This is a genomic window from Halovivax cerinus, assembly GCF_024498195.1.
GTDB classification, from domain to species: domain Archaea; phylum Halobacteriota; class Halobacteria; order Halobacteriales; family Natrialbaceae; genus Halovivax; species Halovivax cerinus.
The window spans coordinates 3,181,095-3,202,495 of record NZ_CP101824.1 but is presented as its reverse complement, the minus strand read 5'-3'; the positions used below and the strand labels follow the sequence as shown (position 1 = coordinate 3,202,495).

Annotated in this window: 17 protein-coding genes; 6 read left to right on the top strand and 11 right to left on the bottom strand. The window is 65.5% G+C overall.

What is annotated here, in order from left to right; translation table 11 throughout:
- Positions 1-111: 111 nt before the first annotated feature.
- Positions 112-561 (top strand): pyridoxamine 5'-phosphate oxidase family protein, encoded by a 450-nt coding sequence (locus NO366_RS15205; protein WP_256531634.1) that lies wholly within the window; start codon positions 112-114, stop codon positions 559-561.
- Positions 562-606: 45 nt separating this feature from the next.
- On the opposite strand, the gene NO366_RS15200 is transcribed toward NO366_RS15205, so the two are convergent.
- The 3 genes from NO366_RS15200 to NO366_RS15190 form a co-directional block, all read right to left on the bottom strand.
- Positions 607-1,860: a phosphotransacetylase family protein gene (locus tag NO366_RS15200; protein ID WP_256531632.1), complete on the bottom strand. Its 1,254-nt coding sequence runs from the start codon at positions 1,858-1,860 to the stop codon at positions 607-609.
- Positions 1,857-3,953 carry an acetate--CoA ligase family protein gene (locus NO366_RS15195; RefSeq protein WP_256531631.1) on the bottom strand — a complete coding sequence of 699 codons (2,097 nt, stop codon included), beginning with the start codon at positions 3,951-3,953 and terminating at the stop codon, positions 1,857-1,859. Before NO366_RS15195 ends, NO366_RS15200 begins: the two co-directional genes overlap by 4 nt.
- A 96-nt stretch (positions 3,954-4,049) precedes the next feature.
- Entirely contained in the window at positions 4,050-4,646 is a 597-nt protein-coding gene (locus NO366_RS15190; RefSeq protein ID WP_256531630.1) for a DNA-3-methyladenine glycosylase family protein, read from the bottom strand.
- Positions 4,647-4,831: 185 nt separating this feature from the next.
- On the opposite strand from NO366_RS15190, the gene NO366_RS15185 reads away from it, so the two are divergent.
- Both NO366_RS15185 and NO366_RS15180 read left to right on the top strand, forming a co-directional pair.
- The gene (locus tag NO366_RS15185) at positions 4,832-6,145 is read left to right on the top strand and encodes a dicarboxylate/amino acid:cation symporter (protein WP_256531629.1); all 1,314 of its coding nucleotides are present in this window, start codon (positions 4,832-4,834) and stop codon (positions 6,143-6,145) included.
- 93 nt (positions 6,146-6,238) lie between these two features.
- Entirely contained in the window at positions 6,239-6,709 is a 471-nt protein-coding gene (locus tag NO366_RS15180; protein WP_256531628.1) for a hypothetical protein, read from the top strand.
- A 256-nt stretch (positions 6,710-6,965) separates the two neighbouring features.
- Here NO366_RS15180 and NO366_RS15175 read toward each other — a convergent pair whose 3' ends face one another.
- On the bottom strand, positions 6,966-8,120 hold the full coding sequence (locus NO366_RS15175) for an acyl-CoA dehydrogenase family protein (protein ID WP_256531627.1): 1,155 nt from the start codon (positions 8,118-8,120) through the stop codon (positions 6,966-6,968).
- Positions 8,121-8,235: 115 nt separating this feature from the next.
- Between NO366_RS15175 and NO366_RS15170 the strand changes: the two genes are divergently transcribed.
- The gene (locus tag NO366_RS15170) at positions 8,236-10,209 is read left to right on the top strand and encodes a 3-hydroxyacyl-CoA dehydrogenase/enoyl-CoA hydratase family protein (RefSeq protein ID WP_256531626.1); all 1,974 of its coding nucleotides are present in this window, start codon (positions 8,236-8,238) and stop codon (positions 10,207-10,209) included.
- A 377-nt stretch (positions 10,210-10,586) separates the two neighbouring features.
- A complete protein-coding gene (locus tag NO366_RS15165) occupies positions 10,587-11,162 on the top strand; it encodes a HalX domain-containing protein (RefSeq protein WP_256531625.1) in 576 nt (191 codons plus the stop codon).
- Positions 11,163-11,344: 182 nt separating this feature from the next.
- Here the strand turns inward: NO366_RS15165 and NO366_RS15160 are convergent, their stop codons facing one another.
- The 4 genes from NO366_RS15160 to NO366_RS15145 form a co-directional block, all read right to left on the bottom strand.
- Positions 11,345-12,871 carry a class I adenylate-forming enzyme family protein gene (locus NO366_RS15160; protein ID WP_256531624.1) on the bottom strand — a complete coding sequence of 509 codons (1,527 nt, stop codon included), beginning with the start codon at positions 12,869-12,871 and terminating at the stop codon, positions 11,345-11,347.
- Positions 12,868-13,911, bottom strand: coding sequence for an o-succinylbenzoate synthase (menC, locus tag NO366_RS15155; protein WP_256531623.1), 1,044 nt, complete (start codon positions 13,909-13,911; stop codon positions 12,868-12,870). The genes NO366_RS15160 and menC overlap by 4 nt, the downstream gene beginning before the upstream one ends.
- The gene (locus NO366_RS15150) at positions 13,908-14,843 is read right to left on the bottom strand and encodes a 1,4-dihydroxy-2-naphthoate polyprenyltransferase (protein WP_256531622.1); all 936 of its coding nucleotides are present in this window, start codon (positions 14,841-14,843) and stop codon (positions 13,908-13,910) included. The genes menC and NO366_RS15150 overlap by 4 nt, the downstream gene beginning before the upstream one ends.
- A gap of 400 nt (positions 14,844-15,243) precedes the next feature.
- Positions 15,244-16,131 carry a 1,4-dihydroxy-2-naphthoyl-CoA synthase gene (locus NO366_RS15145; RefSeq protein WP_256531621.1) on the bottom strand — a complete coding sequence of 296 codons (888 nt, stop codon included), beginning with the start codon at positions 16,129-16,131 and terminating at the stop codon, positions 15,244-15,246.
- A gap of 187 nt (positions 16,132-16,318) precedes the next feature.
- Between NO366_RS15145 and NO366_RS15140 the strand changes: the two genes are divergently transcribed.
- The gene (locus NO366_RS15140) at positions 16,319-17,308 is read left to right on the top strand and encodes a J domain-containing protein (RefSeq protein ID WP_256531620.1); all 990 of its coding nucleotides are present in this window, start codon (positions 16,319-16,321) and stop codon (positions 17,306-17,308) included.
- Between the two features lie 93 nt (positions 17,309-17,401).
- Here the strand turns inward: NO366_RS15140 and menD are convergent, their stop codons facing one another.
- From menD to NO366_RS15125, 3 genes are read right to left on the bottom strand one after another with little or no spacing between them, the layout of a single operon-like run.
- The gene (menD, locus tag NO366_RS15135) at positions 17,402-19,183 is read right to left on the bottom strand and encodes a 2-succinyl-5-enolpyruvyl-6-hydroxy-3-cyclohexene-1-carboxylic-acid synthase (protein WP_256531619.1); all 1,782 of its coding nucleotides are present in this window, start codon (positions 19,181-19,183) and stop codon (positions 17,402-17,404) included.
- Positions 19,180-20,589 carry an isochorismate synthase gene (locus NO366_RS15130; protein WP_256531618.1) on the bottom strand — a complete coding sequence of 470 codons (1,410 nt, stop codon included), beginning with the start codon at positions 20,587-20,589 and terminating at the stop codon, positions 19,180-19,182. The genes menD and NO366_RS15130 overlap by 4 nt, the downstream gene beginning before the upstream one ends.
- 32 nt (positions 20,590-20,621) lie before the next feature.
- Positions 20,622-21,212: a sulfite oxidase-like oxidoreductase gene (locus tag NO366_RS15125; protein ID WP_256531617.1), complete on the bottom strand. Its 591-nt coding sequence runs from the start codon at positions 21,210-21,212 to the stop codon at positions 20,622-20,624.
- Between the last annotated feature and the right edge of the window lie 189 nt (positions 21,213-21,401).

The following is a 21,401-nucleotide window of genomic DNA, read 5'->3' as shown; positions in this document are numbered from 1 at the left end:
TACCGACGAGACAATGAAATGGGGGTCCACTCCGCGGCAGACCGCAGTGTTACTGTCTTCGTCGGAATCTGGTAGACCGGTATTTTCCATCTGTGTGTGGTGGGGAGTCACATGCAAGGGCTTCGATGGGTCCAGCTGACCGACGAAGAGATCGACGACTTCCTCGGGCGCGGGGGGACGGGGGTCATCTCCTTTGGGACGGAAGACGACGAACCGCCCGCCTCGATCCCGGTCTCCTACGGGTACAACGCGACCGACAGGGCGTTCTACTTCAACCTCTCGTTTCCCCCCGGGAGCCGCAAGGACGGCCTCGTCGACGAACCCGTCTCGTACGTCGTCCACGAGGAGGCAGACGGCGGGTGGCGAAGCGTCGTCGCGACCGGTCGCTTGACGGACGTCTCCGAGATGCCGTACGCCTCGGACGCCATCCAGGGGATGTGGGCGATCGAGATCCCGATCGTCGACGTGTTCGATCGCCCGCGGCGGGAAATCTCCTTCCAGCACTATCTACTCGTTCCCGACTCACTGTCCGGTCGAAAGGAGGTTCCGACGGACGACTGATTGGATACGCTCGTCCCCGCTGCCGACCGCCGACACCGGGGTGGCTCACTCGGTTCCGAGGAGCTCCGCGACGGCGGCGTGATCGGTGAGCAGTTCGCGCATCCGTTCGACGGTTGCCTCGTCCTGTGTGCGCCCGCCTCGAACGATCGACTCCGTGCGCTCGACCGTGGTCAACGTGTCCGACTGCACAGACAGGACGGGCACCGACCGTTCGGTCGCCGTGCCGAGGATGCGGCCCGAGGGATGGTGCCCGCCGGTCAGGACGAGACAGCGGATGCCGGACGCCTCGAGCGCTGCGGCCTGGACGTCTGCCCGGTCACCTCCAGTGATGACGGCAGCGTCTCTGGTTCGCCTGAAGTATCTGAGCGCGCTGTCTGCACCCATCGCCGCGACGGAGAACCGCTCGACGTATCGGTCGCTTCCCTCCTCGACGAGGACGGACGCGCCGAGTTCGTCGGCCAGATCGGCGACCGTCACGCCGGAGAGTTCCTGCACTCGTGGCACGATCCCGTAGACGGGAACGTCGCGCCCTTCGAGGAACGGAACCACGTCAGTCTCGAGGTCGTCGTACGCCGCGTCACCGACGTCGTTGAAGATCACGCCGGTCAGCCGATCGCCGAACGCGCGTCGGGCCGCGAGCACGTCGTCGACGTCGCCGGGACGCTCGTACGGGGCCACGAGCACGACGCGGGCGTCGAGCAGGTCTGCGACGTCGGCGTCCGTGAGGTCGACGATCTCCCCGACCGTGTACTCGCCGGCGCCTTCGACGACCATTCGGTCCGTCTCGCCGGCGAGTTCGTCGAACGCCTCGCGGACGCGCTCGCGGAGGTTCTCGGGGGTTTCCCGACCACGGATGGCCTGTTCGACGAACGTCGGCGAGTAGACGATCGGTTCGAGCGTCGACACGTCAGCGTCGATGCCGAGCAGTTCCTTCGCCAGCAGGGGATCGGCGTCGAGCGTCTTCCCGACGTTACTCTGCAGTCGGGTCCCCTTCGGCTTCATGTACCCGACGCGCTCACCGTTGTCAGACGCGAGCTGGGCCAGCGCCAGCGTGATCGCCGTCTTGCCAGTACTCTCTTCGAGCGAGACGATCAGCAGCGTCTCCGCTCCGCCGTCCGGTCGTACGCCGGTCTGTCGAGCGGTCGCGTCGTCGGGTCGTGTGTCGTCCGGTCCGTCCATCGCTTCGTCGCGGTCCGTATCGCTCGATCGATCCGTCGCGTCGTTCGTTCGCGCGTCGGTCTCTCCGTTCGGTGCGGTGCCCCGTGCCGTTCGCTCGGCTGTCGTGTCGGTATCAGTCATAGGTCCTCCGTGTCGACGGTTGCCCTGAGGTCGATCGCCTGCACGCCGTCCGGGCCGGCGACGAGCGGGTTGACGTCCAGTTCCACCAGCGCGGGGAAGTCGGTGACCAGTTGCGAGAGTCGTCCTAGCGTCTCAACGATGGCGTCGATATCCGCGGGTTCCCGTCCGCGAGCCCCGCGCAACAGCGGTGCTGCCGTGATCTCGTCGACCATGCTCCGGGCTTCCGTCTCCCCGATGGGGGCGACGCGGATCGACGTATCCTCCAGGATTTCGACGAAGATACCGCCCAGACCGAACAGTAACAGCGGACCGAACTGCGGGTCGCGGTTCATCCCGACGATGGTCTCCGTCGCAGCGTCGAGGTCCACCATCTCCTGAACCTGCACGCCGAGGATCGACGCGTTGGGCTGGTAGTTTCGCGCGCGAGCGACGAGGTCCTCGTAGGTGTCTTCGACCTCTTCGGTCGGGACGCCGACGGCCACGCCGCCGATGTCCGACTTGTGTGAGATGTCGGGGCTGACGATCTTCATCACCACGTCGCCGTCGATGTCGTCGGCGACGTCTCGGGCCCGGACCGGATCGTCGACGATTGCTGACGTCGGCGTCGGAATGCCGTACGCGTCGAGGAGGTCCATCGATTCGACACCGAGGCGGTTGTCCGTCCGGTCCGCAGCGCGTTCGAGGATCGATCGGGCGCGCTCCCTGTCGACGTCGTACGCGGTCGGGTCGTCCGCCGCACGACCGGTGATCTCGTCGTGTCGAGCCAGTGCGTCGAGGCCGGCCACCGCCCGTGAGGGGTCGAAGTAGTTCGGCACACCGGCGTCGCGCAGGATTCCCTCCGCCGTATCGACTCGCGAGCCGCCCATCAGACAGGTCACGATCGGTGTCTCGTACGAGTCGCGCACGTCGAGAACCATCTCTGCCAGATCTTCGTACGCGAGCACTGCCGTGGGGGCCGAGACGACGATCGCGCTCCCGACGTTCGGGTCGGCCAGCGCCCGTTCGAGCGCCGTCCGGAACCGGTCGACGTCCGCGTCGCCGATCACGTCGATCGGGTTGTAGACGGCCGCCTCCTCGGGCATCGCCGCTGTGAGGACCTCGATGGTGTCGTCGTCGAACGACGCCAGCTCGAGCGAGGAGTCGCCGACGGCATCGGTCGTCAGGACGCCCGGCCCGCCGGCGTTCGTGACGATCGCGACGCCCTCGGACTCGAGCGTCGAGAGCCCCGAGAGGCCGCGGGCGTAGTCGAACAGTTCCTCGACCGTGGACGCGCGAATCACGCCCGCCTGATCGAGGCCGGCCTCGTAGGCCTCCTCACTGCCGGCGATGGCGCCCGTGTGCGAGGAGGCGGCCTGTGCGCCAGCGTCTGTCCGGCCCGATTTCACGAGGACGACCGGCGTCTCCGACGTCACTTCGCGGGCCGCCTGTACGAAGGCCTGGCCGTCTTCGATCCCTTCGAGGTAGCCGACGATGACGTCGGTACCCTCGTCTTCGTCCCACGCGCGGAGGAAGTCGACCTCGTCGAGGACGGCCTTGTTCCCGACGGAGACGACGTGGCGAAACGAGATGCCCTCCTCGTTCGCCCAGTCGAGGACTGCCGTGATGAACGCCCCCGATTGGCTCATAAAGGAGATCGACCCTTCCCGGGCGATGTCGGGTCCGAACGTGGCGTTGAGGCCTGCAGGCGTCGACATGACGCCCAGGCTGTTCGGCCCGACGAGGTCGATGTCGTACTCCTCGGCGACCGCACGTAGTTCTCGCTCGCGTCTCGCTCCCTCGCTCCCACTCTCGCCGAAGCCGGCCGTGATGACCACGACGTTCGTCGTCCCCGCTTCGCCGAGGTCCCGGACCGCGTCGAGAACGGCCGACGGTGGGACGACGACGACGCCGAGGTCTATCGACGGTGCGCTCGCGACGTCCGGATAACAGTCGTACCCGAGCACCGTGTCCCGGCCGGGGTTGATCGGGACGATCTCGCCGTCGAAGTGTTCGTCGAGGTTCGTCACGAGCGATCGTCCGACGGATCCCTCGCGATCCGTCGCACCGACGATACCGACTCGATCGGGCCTGAACAGCCCTGAGAACCGTCCCATCGTTCGGACGGATGTGTTCGGGTACCGTAAAACCTCACCCGCGTTCCAGCGGGATGGGACGACTCCTTGGTCTCCGCTGGCCGATTGCAGGCAATCTCAGTCGTCGTCTTCGTAGGCGGCCCAGATGTATCGCGTCCCGACGGATCGATACGGGCGCCAGGGATCCGCGACGGTCCGCATCTCCGCGCGCGTCATCTCATCCCCGTCACCGTACAACTGCTGGATGCCGTTACGAATCGCGAGATCACCAAGCGGGAGGACGTCGGGCCGTTCGAGGACGAACAGGAGGTACATCTCCGCCGTCCACTCGCCGATTCCCTTGATCTCCGTCAGTCTGTCGACGACCTCGTCGTTCGAGTGGGTGGCCAGGCCCGAGCGGGTGAGATCGTTCTCGTCGAACGCGCGGGCGGCGTTGCGCAGGTACTCGACTTTCGTTCCCGAGAGGCCGGCGTCCAACAGCGGCTGATCCGCGGCCGAGAGCACGCGATCCGGCGTTATCTCGCCGTCGAGAACCTCGTACACTCGCTCTCTGATCGCGTTCGCACTCGCGGTCGAGAGCTGCTGGTTGATGATCGAGACGCAGAGGCGCTCGAACTCGTCCCACTCCGTTTCCGTGTACGGATCGTAGGTCTCGACGAGTTCTGCCATCACCGGATCGGTTCGCAACACGTCGTGAGCCTCGTCGGTGAACATTCTGGGTGCCAGCCGAACGGGCCTGTCGGGTACGTACCTTTCGATTCTCCCCATCGCAGAGACACTATTCGCGGCGCTCGGGTCCGGACGGGTCGACGCCGAATTCGGCCGCAGGTCGTTTTCACCAACTGCGACGTATGGTGGTATATAACACACTCCGCGGAATGCGCTGAGCCGAGGACGCAATGTCACGTTCCACACTGTTCGCGACGTGGTCGCGGTATCGGTCGATTCCCATCGTGTACCGAATCGGGGCTGCGTTCGTCCTCGGCTCGATCGTCGGTCTCGTGGTCGGCGCGCCGGCGACACGACTCCTGCCGCTCGGTGATCTCTTCGTGCGACTCCTGAGTATGATCGTCCTCCCGGTCATCGTGTTCACCCTCCTGATGGGGATCAGGGGCCTCACACCGTCGAAACTCGGTCGGATCGGCGGACAGGTCGTCGGTCTGTATTTGCTCACGTCGGCCGCCGCCGTGTTCATCGGGCTCTCGATCGCGAATGCGATCAACCCTGGAACGGGGCTGGAACTCTCGGCTGGCGAAGCCGAGACCCAGTCACCGCCACCGTTCGAAGAGGTGCTCCTTGGTATCGTTCCAGAGAACCCGATCGGTGCGATGGCGAACGCGGAGATCCTTCCGACGATCTTCTTCGTCATCGTCTTCGGCCTGGCGTTGGCGATGGTGGGAGACGCCACCGACGACGGTCGAGTCAGCGCAGGGGTCGAAACGATCTTCAACGTTGCCGAGGCGGGTGCCGAAGCGATGTTCAAGATCGTCTGGGGCGTCATGGAGTACGGGGTGATCGGTGTCTTTGCCCTGATGGCTGCGGTCTTCGCGGAGGCTGGCGTGGAAGCCGTCACGACCTTCGCCGTCCTCATCGTGACGCTGGCGCTCGCCGTGGCGTTGCACGTGGTGCTCGTCCACCTCGGTGCGATTATTCTCGTGCTGGTCGGGCAGTCCCCCGTTGCCTTCCTCGCCGGTGCCAAAGAGGCACTGATCACGGCGTTGAGCATCCGATCGAGCAGCGGCACACTTCCGGTCACGATGTCGAACGCCGACGAGAACTTCCACATCGACGAGTCCGTCTACGGCTTTTCGCTCCCGCTCGGGGCGACGATCAACATGGACGGGACCGCGCTGTACCAGGGCGTCGCAGCGATCTTCGCGGCGAACCTGGCTGGCGTCTCCCTGACCCTCGGCGAACAGGTCACCGTCGTCGCCATCGCCGTGCTGGCGAGTATCGGCGCCGCTGGCGTTCCGGGGGCCGGCCTCATCATGCTCACGATGGTGTTGACCCAGCTCGGCCTCCCACTCGCCGTCGTCGCGTTCGTCGCCGGCGTCGACCCGATCCTCGACAGACTCCGAACGATGACGAATATTAGCGGCGATCTCGCGGTGACGACCCTCGTCGCCTCGTGGAACGACGCGATCGACTTCGACAGGGGGTCCTGGGTTGGCGAACACGTGGACCAGTCGGGCCCGGTTCCGAGCGACGATTGAGCGCCTCTCCACCGATCGTCGGATGGACGGCCGGATCGACTCCCGCATCCGGGGCACCCGAAACGAATTCAGTCCTCGGAGCGTACACAGGGTGTGACGACGAGCACCGGTGGCGGGACCCTTCGGGATTTCTGGCAGTTCTATCGACGGTACGTGGAGACACCGATCCACGCCCTTTCGGTTGCACTCCTCGCTATTTTCGGAATCCTCGTCTTCGTGGACTCGTTGTTCGCGCTCCTGGCCATCGCGTCGTACGTCCTCCCGCCGATCGTCCTCTTCTCGATCGGCTGGTCCACACCGGCCGAACGGGACTTCGAACCCGACGAGCGTTCCGCGAGCCGCGCCCGCCGATCGGATCCGAAGTCGGCCGAACGCGCCACTGCAACGACCCAATCGAACCCACCCGCTCGGGCCTCTGTTGAGGACGGCGATACGGATTCGGACAGCGGCGACGGGGATGCAGACTCGGATGGCGATGATGGTGATTCGGATTCGGACAGCGGCGATGGAGATACGGATTCGGACAGCGGCGATGGAGATACGGATTCCGACAGCGACTCGTGACCGACTTCTAAGACCGTGAGCGCACCTGAACGGTAGTGAGGGTGTGCGACCCGGGGGGAAGGCTGGCCGGGTTGGAATGGATAACCGCGAGCAGCCGTCAGGCTGCGAGCGGGCCGACGACTGACCGAGAAGCCGCGCGAAGCGCGGCTGTCGGGGAGGGAGGAGTGCTTTTCATCGAAGTTTTTCCGAGCGTCGGCGGAACGTCGCCAGCATTGCTGGCGCACGTTCCGCCAGAGCGCAGAGAAAAAGTTCGGTTCTAGAACGCGCCCTTGCCCAGCAGCTCGCGCGCGATGATGTTCTTCTGGATCTCGGTGGTTCCTTCGTAGATCTGGGTGATCTTGGCGTCGCGGTAGAAGCGTTCGACGGGGAAGTCGTTGACGAAGCCGGCGCCGCCGTGGATCTGGACGGCCTCGTTGGCGGCGTCGACGGCGACGCGTGAGGCGAACTCCTTGGCCATGGAGGCCAGTTGCGTGATGTCTTCGCCCTGGTCGACCTTCCAGGCGGCCTTGTAGGTGAGGTTGCGCGCGGCCTCGGTCTCGGTGGCCATGTCGGCGAGTTTGTGCTGGATGGCCTGGAAGTCCGAGATCGGCCGGCCGAACTGCTCGCGGTCCTGGGCGTACTCGCTGGCGGCCTCGAGCGCGCCCTTCGCGATGCCGACGCCCTGGGCGGCGACGGCGGTACGTGTCTCGTCGAAGAACTGCATCTGTTGCATGAACGCGGCGTCGCGTGTGCCGATGAGGTTCTCTTCGGGGACGCGGACATCGTCGAAGATGAGTTCGGCGGTGTCGGAGGCACGAATGCCCAGTTTGCCAGTGATCTTCTCGGCTTCGAAGCCGTCACGGTCGGATTCGACGACGATCTGGGAGAATCCGTTGTAGCGCCCTTCGGCGTCGGGGTTGGTCTCGGCGAGAACGACGAAGTAGTCGCCGACGGAGCCGTTCGTAATCCACATCTTGTTGCCGTTGAGGACCCACTCGTCTCCGTCCTTCTCCGCGCGCGTGGAGACGGAAGAGACGTCGGAGCCGGTGTCCGGTTCTGAGATAGCGGCGCCGGTGATGGCCTCGCCGGCAGCGACGGGTTCGAGGAACCGTTCTTTCTGCTCGTCGGTGCCGAAGGCGATGATGGCCTCACAGCCGAACGATGTCGAGATGAGCGAGAGGCCGATGCCGGCGTCGACGGCGAACAGCTCTTCGACGATCATGGCGACCTCGAGTGAGCCGTAGCCCGCGCCGCCGTACTCGATGGGGATGTGTGGACCGAGCAGGCCCATGTCGGCAGCCTTCTCGATTATCTCGTGGGGGTACTTCTCTTCGACGTCGTACTCCTCGGCGACGGGGGCGATCTCGTTCTCCGCGAAGCGTCGAACCTCCTCGCGAAGCTGTTTCTGCTCGTCGGTGAGTTCGAAGTCCATGTGTGTGACACGACGCCATAGCCGTAAAGTGTTTTGTAACCCGAAGTAAACTGAAACGGCGTTTTCGGCGTCCCGGAGGGAAACGTTGAAACGGGATCACGTCGCATATATTGACATGGACGTAGACGACATCAACACCGTCGCAGTTCTCGGGGCTGGCAACATGGGCCACGGAATCGCGGAGGTAGCGGCACTGGCCGGCTACGACGTGACCATGCGTGACGTCAACGAAGAGTTCGTCCAGGACGGCTACGATCAGATCGAGTGGTCGCTCGGGAAACTGGCAGAGCGTGAGCAGATCTCCGACGACGACGCCGACGAGGCGCTCGACCGGATCACGCCGCTCGTCGACGTGGGCGAGGCGGTCGGCGACGCCGACGTCGTCATCGAGGCCGTTCCGGAGAAGATGGACATCAAGACGGAGGTGTACCAGGACGTCGAGGCGCACGCCCCCGATCGCGCCATCTTCGCGACGAACACGTCCAGTCTCTCGATCACTGAGCTGTCGGAGGTGACCGATCGACCGGCGCAGTTCTGTGGGATGCACTTCTTCAACCCGCCGGTGCGCATGCAACTCGTCGAGGTCATCTCGGGCGCGCACTCGTCCGACGAGACGCTCGATGCGATCGGATCCCTGGCCGAGGACTTCGGGAAGACACCCGTCCGCGTCCACAAGGATTCACCCGGCTTCATCGTCAACCGCGTGCTCGTTCCGCTGATGAACGAGGCGGCGTGGATGGTCTACGAGGACGAAGCCACCGTCGAGGAGGTCGACTCCACGGCGAGCTACGACATGGGCCTCCCGATGGGGTTGTTCGAACTCACGGATCAGGTCGGTCTCGACGTGGGCCTCCACGTGCAGGAGTACATGCACGAGACGCTGGGTGAGGCCTACGAGCCGTGCCCGATGACCGAGGAGAAGGTCGAGGCGGGCGAACTCGGAAAGAAGACCGGCAAAGGTGTCTACGATTACGAGGACGGCGAGGGCGTCGAGATCCCGACCGACGCCGGTGCCGAGTGGATCGAGGACCGCCTGTTGGCCGTCATGGCCGACGAGGTCGCCCAGCTGATCGACGACGACGTCGCGGGGCCGGACGCGATCGATCGTGCGATGCAACTCGGCGCCGGCTTCCCGGACGGTCCGGCCAAGATGGCCGACGACCGCGGGCTCGAGGCGTTGTACGACGCGCTCGAAACGGCTCACGAGGATAGCGGGGCCGCCCGTCACGAACCGTCCGACGCGTTCGCCGACTTCGTCGAGGACGGCCAGTTCTACGAATCGGTCGGATCCGAGGACGCAGACGGCTACGACTACGACTCGATCGCGGTCACTGTCCAGGACTCGGTCGGACACCTCGCCATCGACCGAGCACACCGGATGAACACGATCACGACGGACATGATCGAAGAGATCGACGACGCCGTCGACACACTCGTCGAGGACGACGCCGTTCGCGCGATCCTCCTCACTGGTGATGGTGACCGTGCGTTCTCGGCCGGGTTCGACGCCTCGACCGCGGCGGCTGGGAGCGGTATCGAAGCGGCCGATCTGTCGCGGCTCGGTCAGCGCGTTTTCGGACGCTTCGAGGAGATTCCGGTTCCCGTCCTCGCCGCGATCGACGGCTACTGCCTCGGCGGCGGCATGGAGCTATCGGCCTGCGCAGACATGCGCATCGCCAGCGAGCGCTCGCAGTTCGGTCAACCGGAGCACAATCTCGGGCTCCTCCCAGGCTGGGGCGGTACCCAGCGCCTGCCGCGCATCGTCGGCGAAGGCCGAGCCAAGGAGATCATCTTCACCGCGCGCAACGATTACGATCCGGAGACGATGGCCGACTACGGGTTCGTAAACGAGGTCGTCCCGACCGACGAGTTCGAGGAGCGGGCGTGGGAACTGGCACGTGACCTCGCAGCCGGCCCGCCGATCGCGATGAAATTCACCAAGCGCGCGATGCTCGCCGGTCGCGACGGCGTCGACGCTGGCCTCGAAGTCGAGTCCAGTTCCTTCGGGCATCTCTTTACGACGGACGACCTCTGGGAGGGGCTCTCCGCGTTCCAGTCCGACCGCGATCCGGAATTCGAGGGCCAGTAAGGGCGGTACGGTGTCGTCTCCGACGTGTAATTCTGAGAAGCTGCGATTCACATGTATGAACGCTACCTGTATCCTGGGCTCGCCGTGGTGTCACGTTCCGAGGTGGCTATCGAAACGTGTCATCGAACCGGATAGAACTCGAGTATCGTCCGATTACTCCGTCCAGAGCGGGCGTGCATCCCCATCAGCATCTGTGGGCAAGAAACCGCGTCGGTGTGGCCGGTGCGTTCGGTCCGGCCTGTCCGTTCGCAACGGCCGAAGCAACCATTGGAAATATAATATTGGAAATATGATAACTGGTCGCGAGATTTATCACGGAGTGAACCCATTCGGGCATGTGGTCGAATCGATCGTGACCGAGTGGGAGGTGTTGGTCGATGAGTGACGAGGAGCCGGAAGTACTCGTCGTCGACGACGAGGCCAGACTGGCGGATCTCTTTGCAGCCTGGATCGGTACCGAGCGCCCCGTCGAAACCGCGTACGACGGCGACGAGGCCCTCTCGAAGATGAGTGACTCCGTCGAGATCGTCCTGCTCGACAGGCGGATGCCGGGTCTCTCCGGTGACGAAGTTCTCGAAGCGCTCCGTGACGCTGGATACGACTGTCGCGTCGTCATGGTAACCGCCGTCGATCCCGACTTCGACATAATCGAAATGGGATTCGACGATTATCTCGTCAAGCCTGTGTCGAAGGAGGAACTACTCACGATGATCGACCAGGTCACGAGTCGATCAGCGTACGAATCCGACATTCAGGAGTACTACTCGCTGGTCTCGAAGAAGGCGCTCCTCGAGTCTGAGAAGGCCGAGCGTGAACTCGAGAACAACGACGAGTACCAGGAGTTGATCGACCGCGTCGACGAACTCCGGTCGGAAGTCGACGCGAGCGTCTCCGACATGCAGTCCCACGACGATTTCGTCGGTGCGTTCCAGGACCTTCAGTCTGAGAACTAGGACCGACCGGAGAATCTCGTGCGTTCGTCACCCGCCGCTCTGTAGCCATCAGTTCCGTCCCGCCTCTCGATCGTGCCGTCGCTGTCCACTCGGTGTGGTTTCACACGTTCTCGTATCCGGGAGACAGCGTGCCGTCTCCAGATACGTTTCCGTCCCCGTCCGGGAAACCGTCGTACGAGCAGTTACCGATCCGTCTCCAGTCGCGTCCGGACGGCGTTCCTGTCGACGGTTCCCGAGTCCGTTCTCGGGAGGGTATCGACGAAGGCGATCGTACGCGGCCGTTTGTGGGGCGCGAACCGGTCGTCGCAGAACCGTTCGAGCGCCGCCCGATCGACGTCGCCAGCGTCGGAATCGAGGACGATGGCTGCGCCAACTCGTTCGCCCCAGCGGTCGTCTCGAAGGCCGACGACGGCTGCGTCCGTGACCGACCGGTGTTCACACAGCGTGTGGGCGACTTCGGTCGGATCGACCGTCTCGCCGCCGGTGACGATCCGATCGCTCCGACGGCCGGTGACGTAGAGAGCACCGTCGTCCAGGTGACCGAGATCGCCCGTTCGGAACCGACCGTCCTCGAACGCAGCCGCCGTCTGTGCCGGATCCAGGTATCCTGGGGAGACCGTCGGGCCCGAGACGATCACCTCACCCGTTTCACCCTGGTCGACGGGGGTGCCGTCCTCGCCGACTAGTTCGATACTCGTGCCGACGAGTGGGTGTCCGACGCTGTCGGGACGCCGTCGAGCCTGGTCCGGTGTCGCTGTCGCGATCTGTGAGGCGGTCTCGCTCGCACCGTAACTCGGACAGATCGGAATCCCGGCGTCTCCACACGCCGTTACGAGCTCCGATGGCGTCGGTGCACCGCCAGTGAGGACGAACCGGAGGTGCGACGGCGGGTCCCACCCCCACTCGAGGAGGGACCGAACCATCGTCGGAACGACCGATGTGCCCGTACATCGGATGTCCTCGACGATCCGGGCTATCTCGTGCGGTTCCGTCGACCGCGTCGTGACGAGCGTCGTTCCGTACAGCGCCGATCTGACGACCGGGGCAAATCCGCCCATGTGGTGTTGCGGGAGCGGGACCAGCCACCGGTCGTCCGGATCGACGCCGAGGCGGAACGCAGACGCGACCGCGCTCGACCGGAGATTCGATGTCGTCACTCTGACCCCTTTGGGTGTCCCGGTCGTTCCGGAGGTGAAGACGACGACCTGCGTGTGGTCAGGCCCGAGCTCGGCGGCGTCCATCGTCGCCGTCCCCGTCGCGTCCGACGGATCGTCGCGGCGGCTCGCTCCGTCACCCGGCGCGGTCGGAACGTCGTGTAGCGTGACGATACGGTCGACGTCACAGCGTGACGCGAGTGATTCGCCGAGCGGATCTGTCTCAGTGGCGGTGACGAGCCCGTCCAGTGACGCCTGCGAGGCTTTCTCGACGAGGGAGTCGTTCGATTCGTCGGGTGGCAAGAGTACCAGCGTCCCCCCGAGTCGGGCGACGGCGAACGCCGTCGTGACGAGTCGCGGCCCCGTAGACAGGAGCGTTCCGACCCGAGCATCCGTCTCGACGTCGAGGCGACCCGCGAGCGTCGTCACTACGTCGTCGAGTTCCCGGTACGTCCACCGGCGACCGTCGTCGGCGTCGACGAGGGCCGTTCGATTCGGCGTGGTGGTCGCGCGCAGTCGACAGAGGTCGGTCGTGGGCCAGTCCGTCGGCGTCACGGTTCGTCCCAGACGTTTTCGACGCCTAATCCCTTCGTTTGTGGTATCACGGCTGTTCCGCCGTCGATGAAGACGGGGTCGCGTGCGAGGTCCTCGGCCAGTCTGTCCCCGGTCGCGACACCGGAGGCGAGGACGTTCGGGATCGCCGCAGCGAGGTGGACGGCCGCGGTTCGAGCGACGACGGCGTCGATCGTCGTGGTCACGATCACCGACCGGTCGGATTCGCCGACCCAGGCGGCGACCTGCCGGGCGACGTCGACACCGCCGAGCGCCATGGGCTTGAGGACGTAGACGTCGGCCGCGTGCGCGGATTCGATGGCGTCGACGCCGTGTTCGAGTAGGCCCTCGTCGACGGCGATCGCGACACCGTTGCCGCGCAACTCCGCGAGTCCCGAGAGCGCGCCGGCTGGCAGAGGTTGTTCGAGGATCGAGACGTCGAGATCGTTCAGCCCGTCGAGCGCTCGTTCGGCTTCGTCGAAGGTCCAGGCGCCGTTCGCGTCGACGCGAAGGTCGAGATCGTCCCCGAACGTCTCCCTGACGCGCCGGACCCGTTCGACGTCGTCCGCGACCGATCGCCGCCCGACCTTGAGCTTGCAGCACTGGAATCCGTCGTCGACGGCTCGGTCGACGGCGTCGACCGTCTCGTCGGCGTCGCCGTCGCCGATCGTCGCGTTGACCGGAATGCGCGGTACTCGTTCCAGGGCGCCGAGGTCCCGATACAGTGGGTTCGCGTCACGCGTCGCGGCCAGGTCCGCAAGCGCCAGCGAGATGCCGTGTCGATCGGCGGCGGTGTGGTCGACGGCGTCGAGTACGGCGGCGTGGCCGTTGGACTGGGCGTCTACGGCGTCGTCGAGTGCCTCGCGGCATTCGTCGAGTGATTCCGTCCACCCGGCGAGCGGCGTGGATTCCCCGTAGCCTGTGTCCGTCCCGTCCGTGAGCCGGATCAAGAACCCGGCTCGTTCGTCTATCGTTCCGTCGGCCGTCTGGAGGGGGCGATCGAGCGGACAGCGAAACGATCGGTACGTCACGTCGAGGCTCACGAGAGAATCAGTCCTCCGGCGAAGGTGAGCGCGTACAGCGTGAGTAGCATTCCCGTTCGTTCGAGGGCGAAGTTGAGGTCCACCTCCTGCCAGACGAGTCGACCGACCAGCAGGGCGTGTGGAATCGTCAGGAGTGGGAGCAGGACGGCAGCGCCGAGGTGAGGATCGGTCCAGAGTCCGATCGGCACGAGGTAGGCGACGGCGACGAGTGCGGTCCACTGGAGCTTGGTGAATCGTCGTCCGAAGCGCACGGCGAGCGTTCGCTTCCCGGTTTCGGCGTCCGTGTCGACGTCCCGGAGGTTATTCACGACGAGTATGGCTGTCGCGAGCGCCCCGATCGGGACGCCGGCCAGAAGCGAGTCCGTCGTGATCGCGTCTGGGGGAAGAGTCAGGGGGAATCCCTCGACGACGTGACTGGCGGCCTGGACGTAGTACGTGCCGGCGACGGCGACCAGGCCGAAGTACACGAACACGAATAGGTCGCCGAGACCGTGGTAGCCGAGGGGGTAGGGACCGCCGGTGTACGCCCAGCCGAACAGGACGCCCGAGAGTCCGATCACGACGATCGGGAGTCCGCCCACGAAGACCAGGTAGACGCCGGCGAGGATGGCGAGAGCGAAGGTAGTCACCGCCGCTCGTTTCACCTGTCCCGGCGGGATGAGGCCCGTCTGTGTGACGCGGGTGAACCCTTCGCGGTCGTCCGTGTCCGCGCCGTGTTTGGCGTCGTAGTAGTCGTTGGCGAAGTTCGTACCGATCTGGATGAGTGCGGCCCCGAGAGCGGCGAACAGCGCCGGAACCAGGGCGAAGACGTGATCGTGGAGGGCCAGTCCCGTCCCCACGACGACAGGCGCGATCGCGGCGGGGAGCGTCTGTGGACGGGCCGCCATCAGCCACGCACGGCTTCGAGAGACGTTCGGCTCGACCGTCGTCATTACTCGATACTGTTGTTCCCCGAGAGTGTCAACGTTGGCATTGCGGTCGGATCGACGCTCGGTCGCGCGTCGGTCGCTCGTTCGTTTTGTCCGTGATCGACATCGGTTTTCGACCGGTGTCTCGCGCCGTCGGTGATGGGTTTTCGACCATCCGTTCGCGTGACCGTCGATCCGAATTCGATCGTCTGTACCCGTGATCGTCGATCCGAAGTCGATCGTCTGTACCCGTGATCGTCGATCCGATTCGGTCGTCTGTACACGGGACCGTCGATCCGATTCGGTCGTCTGTACACGGGACCGTCGATCCGATTCGGTCCTCTGTACACGGGACCGTCGATCCGTTATCGGGCGCTGGGTCGTGGTCGACTCTCACCCACGTGACGGTGCACGCTGCTGCCGGTCAGTAGTGCCAGGGATAGTCGTCGAAGTCCGGTTCCCGTCCCTCGACGAACGCGTCGCGGCCCTCCTGGGCCTCGTCGGTCATGTACCCGAGTCGGGTGGCCTCACCGGCGAACACCTGCTGGCCGACGAATCCGTCGTCGGCGAGGTTGAACCCGTACTTGAGCATCCGCATGGCAGTGGGGCTCTTCCCGTTGATCCGTTCACCCCACGCGAGCGCGGTCTCCTCCAGTTCCTCGTGCGGGACGACCTCGTTGACCATCCCCATCTCGGCGGCCTCCGCCGCGGAGTAGGTCTTTCCCAGGAAGAACACCTCGCGGGCCTTCTTCTGGCCGATCTGACGGGCCAGATAGGCCGAGCCGAAGCCAGCGTCGTAGCTCGCGACGTCCGGGTCCGTCTGCAGGAATTTCGCGTGCTCTCGCGAGGCCAGCGTGAGGTCACAGACGACGTGCAACGAGTGTCCGCCGCCGACCGCCCATCCCGGCACGACGCAGACGACGACCTTCGGAATGTGACGGATCTGACGCTGCACCTCGAGGATGTGTAACCGTCCGCCCTCGGAGGCGCGCGGTTCGGACCCATCGTACTCGTAGCCCGATTCGCCCCGAATAGTCTGGTCACCGCCGGAGCAGAACGCCCAGCCGCCATCTTTCGGCGACGGACCGTTACCGGTCAGGAGTACACACCCGACGTCGGTCTGGCGCTTGGCGTGTCGGAGCGCGTCGGACAGTTCGTCCACCGTCCGCGGGCGAAACGCGTTGCGCACGGCCGGCCGATCGAACGCGATACGGACGGTTCCCGACTCGACCGCCCGATGGTACGTGATATCCTCGAAATCGAACGTCGCCACCGGATCCCACTGCGATTCGTCGAAGAGTTCGGACACCATTACCGTCTTCTTCGGCGTCCGACCCAAATAGGTTCCCGTGACGGTTTCGACGTTATGTCAGAGTCGGTCCTGTCGTCGATCGGGGTGACGAAATCCGGAATGTTCTACCTCCCTGGGTTTCGGAATGCAAAATTGACTGCCGTTGCGATTGATTTTTTACGTCTGCCTCGGTACGAAGCGGAAACGGATGGGCGAGACTTACTACGATGTACTCGGCGTCGATCCGGACGCCTCGGTCGCGGTGATCGAACGCGCCTACCGCGAGCGTGTCCTAGAGACCCATCCGGACCACAACGACGCCCCCGACGCGGCCGAACGATTCTCACGAGTGACGACCGCCGCCGACGTCCTCACGGACGAATTGGAGCGGGCCCGGTACGATCGACTCGGGCACGATGGGTACGTCGCGTCCGGGAGCGACGCGTCCCGGTCGGCCGCGAACGACGATTCCGGTGACGAACCCGTCGGGACCGACCGTGGCTGGCCGGACGAGGGGTGGTGGGAGCGGTACGCATCCCGGGATCGCGCGTCGACCGCCGACCCATCGGGACCGAGCCATCACGCTCGTCATCGCGCACGTCGTGACCGCGCACGTCGAGAACGGTGGCGAACGGACACCGGTGGATCGGGATCCGTGGGCGATTCGGGATCGTCGTTCGGGAATGGAACTCGACAGGGGTCGCGATCCGGGTTCGCGCGTTCCACCGGCTCGGGCGGCAGGCGAGAGTCGAGCTATCGTCAACGGGCCGGTCGTGACCCGTGGGCGCACGGGTCGACCGCCGGGACCGGATCGGGTCGATCCGGGTACGTCGTGACACAGTGGGACGACGAGGTCGAACTCAAGCGTCCGTTCAGACCACTCGACGGCTCGACGATCGTCGTGGGGGCCGGTATCGCCGCCATCTATCCGGTCCTGGTCTACGGGACGATCACGCCGGTCTTCCCGTGGCCCGTCAACCTGTGTATCGGCGCCTGTACCCTCCTCGTGATCGGATATCTCCTGACGACGCCGCGAGTCGCGCTTTGCGTGTTCGGGAGCCTGAGCCTCCTGGCGTCGGCCTGGTTCGCGATCGGTCGCCCCGTCTCACCCCTGTCGCCGCTGGCCCTCGGTGTTCTGGGCGGATTCTGGATTCCGTTCGGGTACGCGCTCGCGGTATGGTGGGTGTTGACGCACTGATCGGTGATCAGTGCAGGTTCCTGGCATCCGTGCCCGGTGGCGCGGGACATCGAGCCTTCATGGTGATCGTCCTCGGCCACGAGTCGTCGACTCTCACTCCGAGACGCGGGACGTCACCGTATCGAGCAGGGTTTCCCGCCGTCGGTGACTCGACGCCGCGTCGAAGTGGACGGCGACGACCGTCGTTCCGTCGGTCGAGACGGCATTTGCGTACGTCCGTTCGAACGTCTCTGGGTCTGCACTGACGTAGTCGAACCCGTACACCGAGCCGAACGGTTCGAAGTCGAGCCCGTGTGGCGTCTTGAACTGTGCGGTGAAGGGTGGGTCGTGGGCTTCGATAGGGAGTTTGTGGAAGATGCCGCCCCCGTCGTTGTGGACGAGGACGATCGTCGCGTCGACGGGACACCGTGAGAGTGCGAGGAGGCCGTTGCTGTCGTGGTAGAACGCGAGATCACCCGTGACGAGCGTGAGCGGATCGTCCGTGGCACTCCCTGCCCCGAGTGCCGTGCTAACGATGCCGTCGATACCGCTTGCGCCCCGGTTCGCCAGGACGGTGAGCGACGCCTCGCGCGGCCGTCCGAACAGGTCGGCGTCGCGGATCGGCATGCTGTTCGAGACGAACACGGTCGACGGGTCAGGCGCTCGCTCGAGAACCGTGGCGAGAACGCTCCCTTCGACGGGTGACGAGGCGAGCGCGTCGGCCGATCGCTGTCGGTCGACCGCCTCGTCGACGGTCCGCTCCGCGTCCGTGAAGTGGCCCAACCAGTCGCCGTCCGATGTCGACGCCTGCCTCGCACCGACACGCGTAGCGAGTTCGGGGAGCAGCGTCGACGGAGCTGCGACGACCAGATCGGTCGCGCTGAACGTCGCCTCGCGCCACGATCCAGCCGGATCCACGACGAATTGACGGCAGTTCGCGTCTTTGAGTGCCCGTCTGAGCCGTTTCGACGTCGGTGAGGCACCGATTCGGACGACGCAATCCGGATCCGGGAGGGCGTCTACGTAGGCGTCGTATCCGCCGCACACGGTGGGAGACGACGCGCCGGGGCCGAATCGAACGGCCGAGAGCGGGTCTGCCAGGATGGGTGCCCCGATCGATTCCGCTAGCTCGACGAGCGGATCCCGCCAGGTGGCGTGATTCGAGAGCGCCTCGGGATCTGCGGGTCCGGCGACGAACAGCGGACGGTCGGCGTCTTCGAGCGCGTCGACGAGCGAGTCCACGGTGTCGGAGTCCGTCGAGACCGTTCCGTTCGTGGTCGAAACGTACGGGCCGTTTCGGGACTGTTCGAGCAACGGGTCGAGCTGCTCGCGAGGGATCGGCTCCGCCGTCGGATCCGGATCGAGCGGCTTGGCGAACGGGCAGTTCAGGTGGACGGGTCCGCTCGGCGTGTCGGAGGCGCGTCCGAGCGCCCTGGCGACCGTCGTTCGGACGCTCGCGAGGGTCCGCTCGTTCGGGACCGGTTCGGGCAACTGCGCGTACCACCGAACCGAATCGCCGTAGAGCTTCGTCTGGTCGATGGTCTGGTTCGCTCCACTGTCTGCGAGTTCTGCCGGCCGATCGGCGGTGAGTACGAGCAGCGGCACGCGGCCGGTATCGGCCTCGATGACGGCCGGGTGGACGTTCGCAGCGGCGGTCCCAGAGGTACAGACGAGTGCGGTCGGCTCACTCGTCCGGCGACCGCGGCCGAGGGCGTAGAAGCCTGCCGACCGTTCGTCCAGGTGTGAGTGGACAGTGACGTCCTCGTGTGCCGCAAACGCGGCGGTGAGGGGTGTGGACCGGCTTCCGGGGGCGATGCAGACGTGTTCGAGCCCGCCCGCGGCCAGTTCGGAAACGATAGTGCGCCCCCACAGCGTCGCCGGGTTGACGTCTGTCATGCGGTTTCTCGCCCGAACTCGTCTATGATCGAGCGGAGCTTGAGTTCGATCTCGTCGGCCTCCTCGGCCGCGTCGCTGCCGGCGACGATCCCGTTCCCGGCGAACACCGAGAGGGCCGTCCCGTTCGCCACGCCGGATCTGATTCCGACGGCGAACTCACCGTCTCCGTGTGCGTCGAACCAGCCGATCGGGGCAGCGTACCACCCGCGGTCGATCGGTTCGATCGACCGGATACTCTCACATGCCCGTGATTGCGGGACGCCGCCGACGGCCGGCGTCGGGTGGAGCGCAGCGACGACGTCGAGGACGTGCGTGCCGCCGTCGAGTCGCCCGAACATCGGCGTTTGGAGGTGCTGTATCGTCGCGAGTCGCTTGATCTGCTGGGTATCGACGGTGAGCGACTCGGCGATTGGGTCGAGGTTAGAGCGAATTGCATCGACGACGAACGCGTGTTCGGCGTCGAGTTTGTCGCTGTGGCGGAGCCGTTCGGCGTGGGCGGAGTCCTCGTCCGGCGTTTCGCCCCGGGGAACCGAACCGGCGAGCGCTTCGGTCTCGAATCGATCGCCCCGCTTCGCGATCAGCCGTTCGGGGGGTGCGCCGAAGAAGGTTCCACCGGCGGTCCCGTCGAACGAGAATCGATAGCACTCGGGGTAGCGTCCTCCCAGCCGTCCGAGCGTCGATATCGGATCGACGGGCTGGTCGAGATCCACGGTCAGTGCCTGGGCGAGGACGATCTTTTCCAGGTCGGTCGTCGCTATCGCGTGGACGGCTTCGTCGACCTGTCGGTGCCACTCGTCGGTGGTCGTCGATCGTGCTCTGTTCTCTATCGTCGGTGTCGGACCGTCGGTCCGGTCACGGGGCGCCGATTCGAGCGCGGACACGACGTCCCCGAGGCGGTCGGCCACCTCGTCCTCCCGGTCGACGACGGTCACCCACCGCTCGCCATCGTCGACCGTCACTTGCACGGTCGGGACGACGAACCTGGCCGGGGGGAACCCACGCCACATCGCCCGCCGGGCACCGGGTGCGGTCTCGTCTACTCGATCTCGCGACGTCTCGTCGGTCCGATTCGGTGGAGAACCCCCTTCGCGCGCGCCGTGGAAGGTGAACCCGCCGACGGCGCGAGGTCGACTCGCCGGCGGTCCGTCGTGATCGATACCGGCGAAGAGTTCCGCGGCCCGGTCGCGGACGCGTTCGATCCGATCCGGTCGCGTGACGGTGAGCTCGGTAGCGACGCCTCGACCGACGAGTTCGAGGCCGTCGGGCGCCGACCAGCAGTGCCCGTGGTCGTCGACGGTGTCGAGGATGCCCGCTATCGAGCCGTCCCCGAGTCGGCGGCTTCGACTCGTGAGTGCGGGTCGTTCGGTCGTCGACGACGCGGTGTGCCCACCCGGGGCGGATACCATTGCAGGGTCATCGGGAGGGAACTGCCTTCAGCCTAACTATATCGCTCCTCGTTCCAGGGATTCGCCGTCTCGGAGTACCCCCGTCGTTCCCAGAAACCGAGCGCCGGCTCGGTGAGAAACTCGATTCCGTCGACCCACTTCGCCCCCTTGTACGCGTACCGGTGTGGGGTGACGACGCGCACTGGCCCACCGTGGTCGGCGGGCAGCGTTTCACCGTCTAGCTCCCACGCGAGCATGACTTCCTCGCGCAGACAGTCTTCGAGCGGGAGGTCGGTGGTGTACCCGTCGCTGGCCGAGAACAGGACGTGGACCGCGTCGTCGTCGACCCCGACGAGCGAGGCGAGGGTCGGAAACGTGACACCCGTGAACGTGCAGTCGAATCGACTCCAGCCGGTCACGCAGTGAAAGTCCTGGCGTTGGGTCTCCGATGGAAGTGCTCGAAACTCCTCCCAGGTGAGTGTCCGCGGCGACGCTACCGCTCCGGTGAGAGAGAGTTCCCACTCGTCGCGATTCACTGCCGGCGTCTCCCCTTTGCTGAGGACGGGGAAGGCCGTCGTCTCCCGCTGGCCGGGTGGAAGCCGTTCACCGTCGAACTCCCGGTGGAGATCGGTGACGTCTTTCATACCATATCGTACGTGGTCGGGACCGTAGGTGTGGTGGTTTTACCCGACCACCCCTCGTCGTCCCTCGATCGGAGCCATTCTCGTCCGATCTGGCACCGTCGGGGTGATCCGTTTCGTGCGTGACTGAAGCCGTCGGAACCTGGGAGCTAACGAGGGATTACGGGCACGCCACGGCCCGTGAAACCCGCT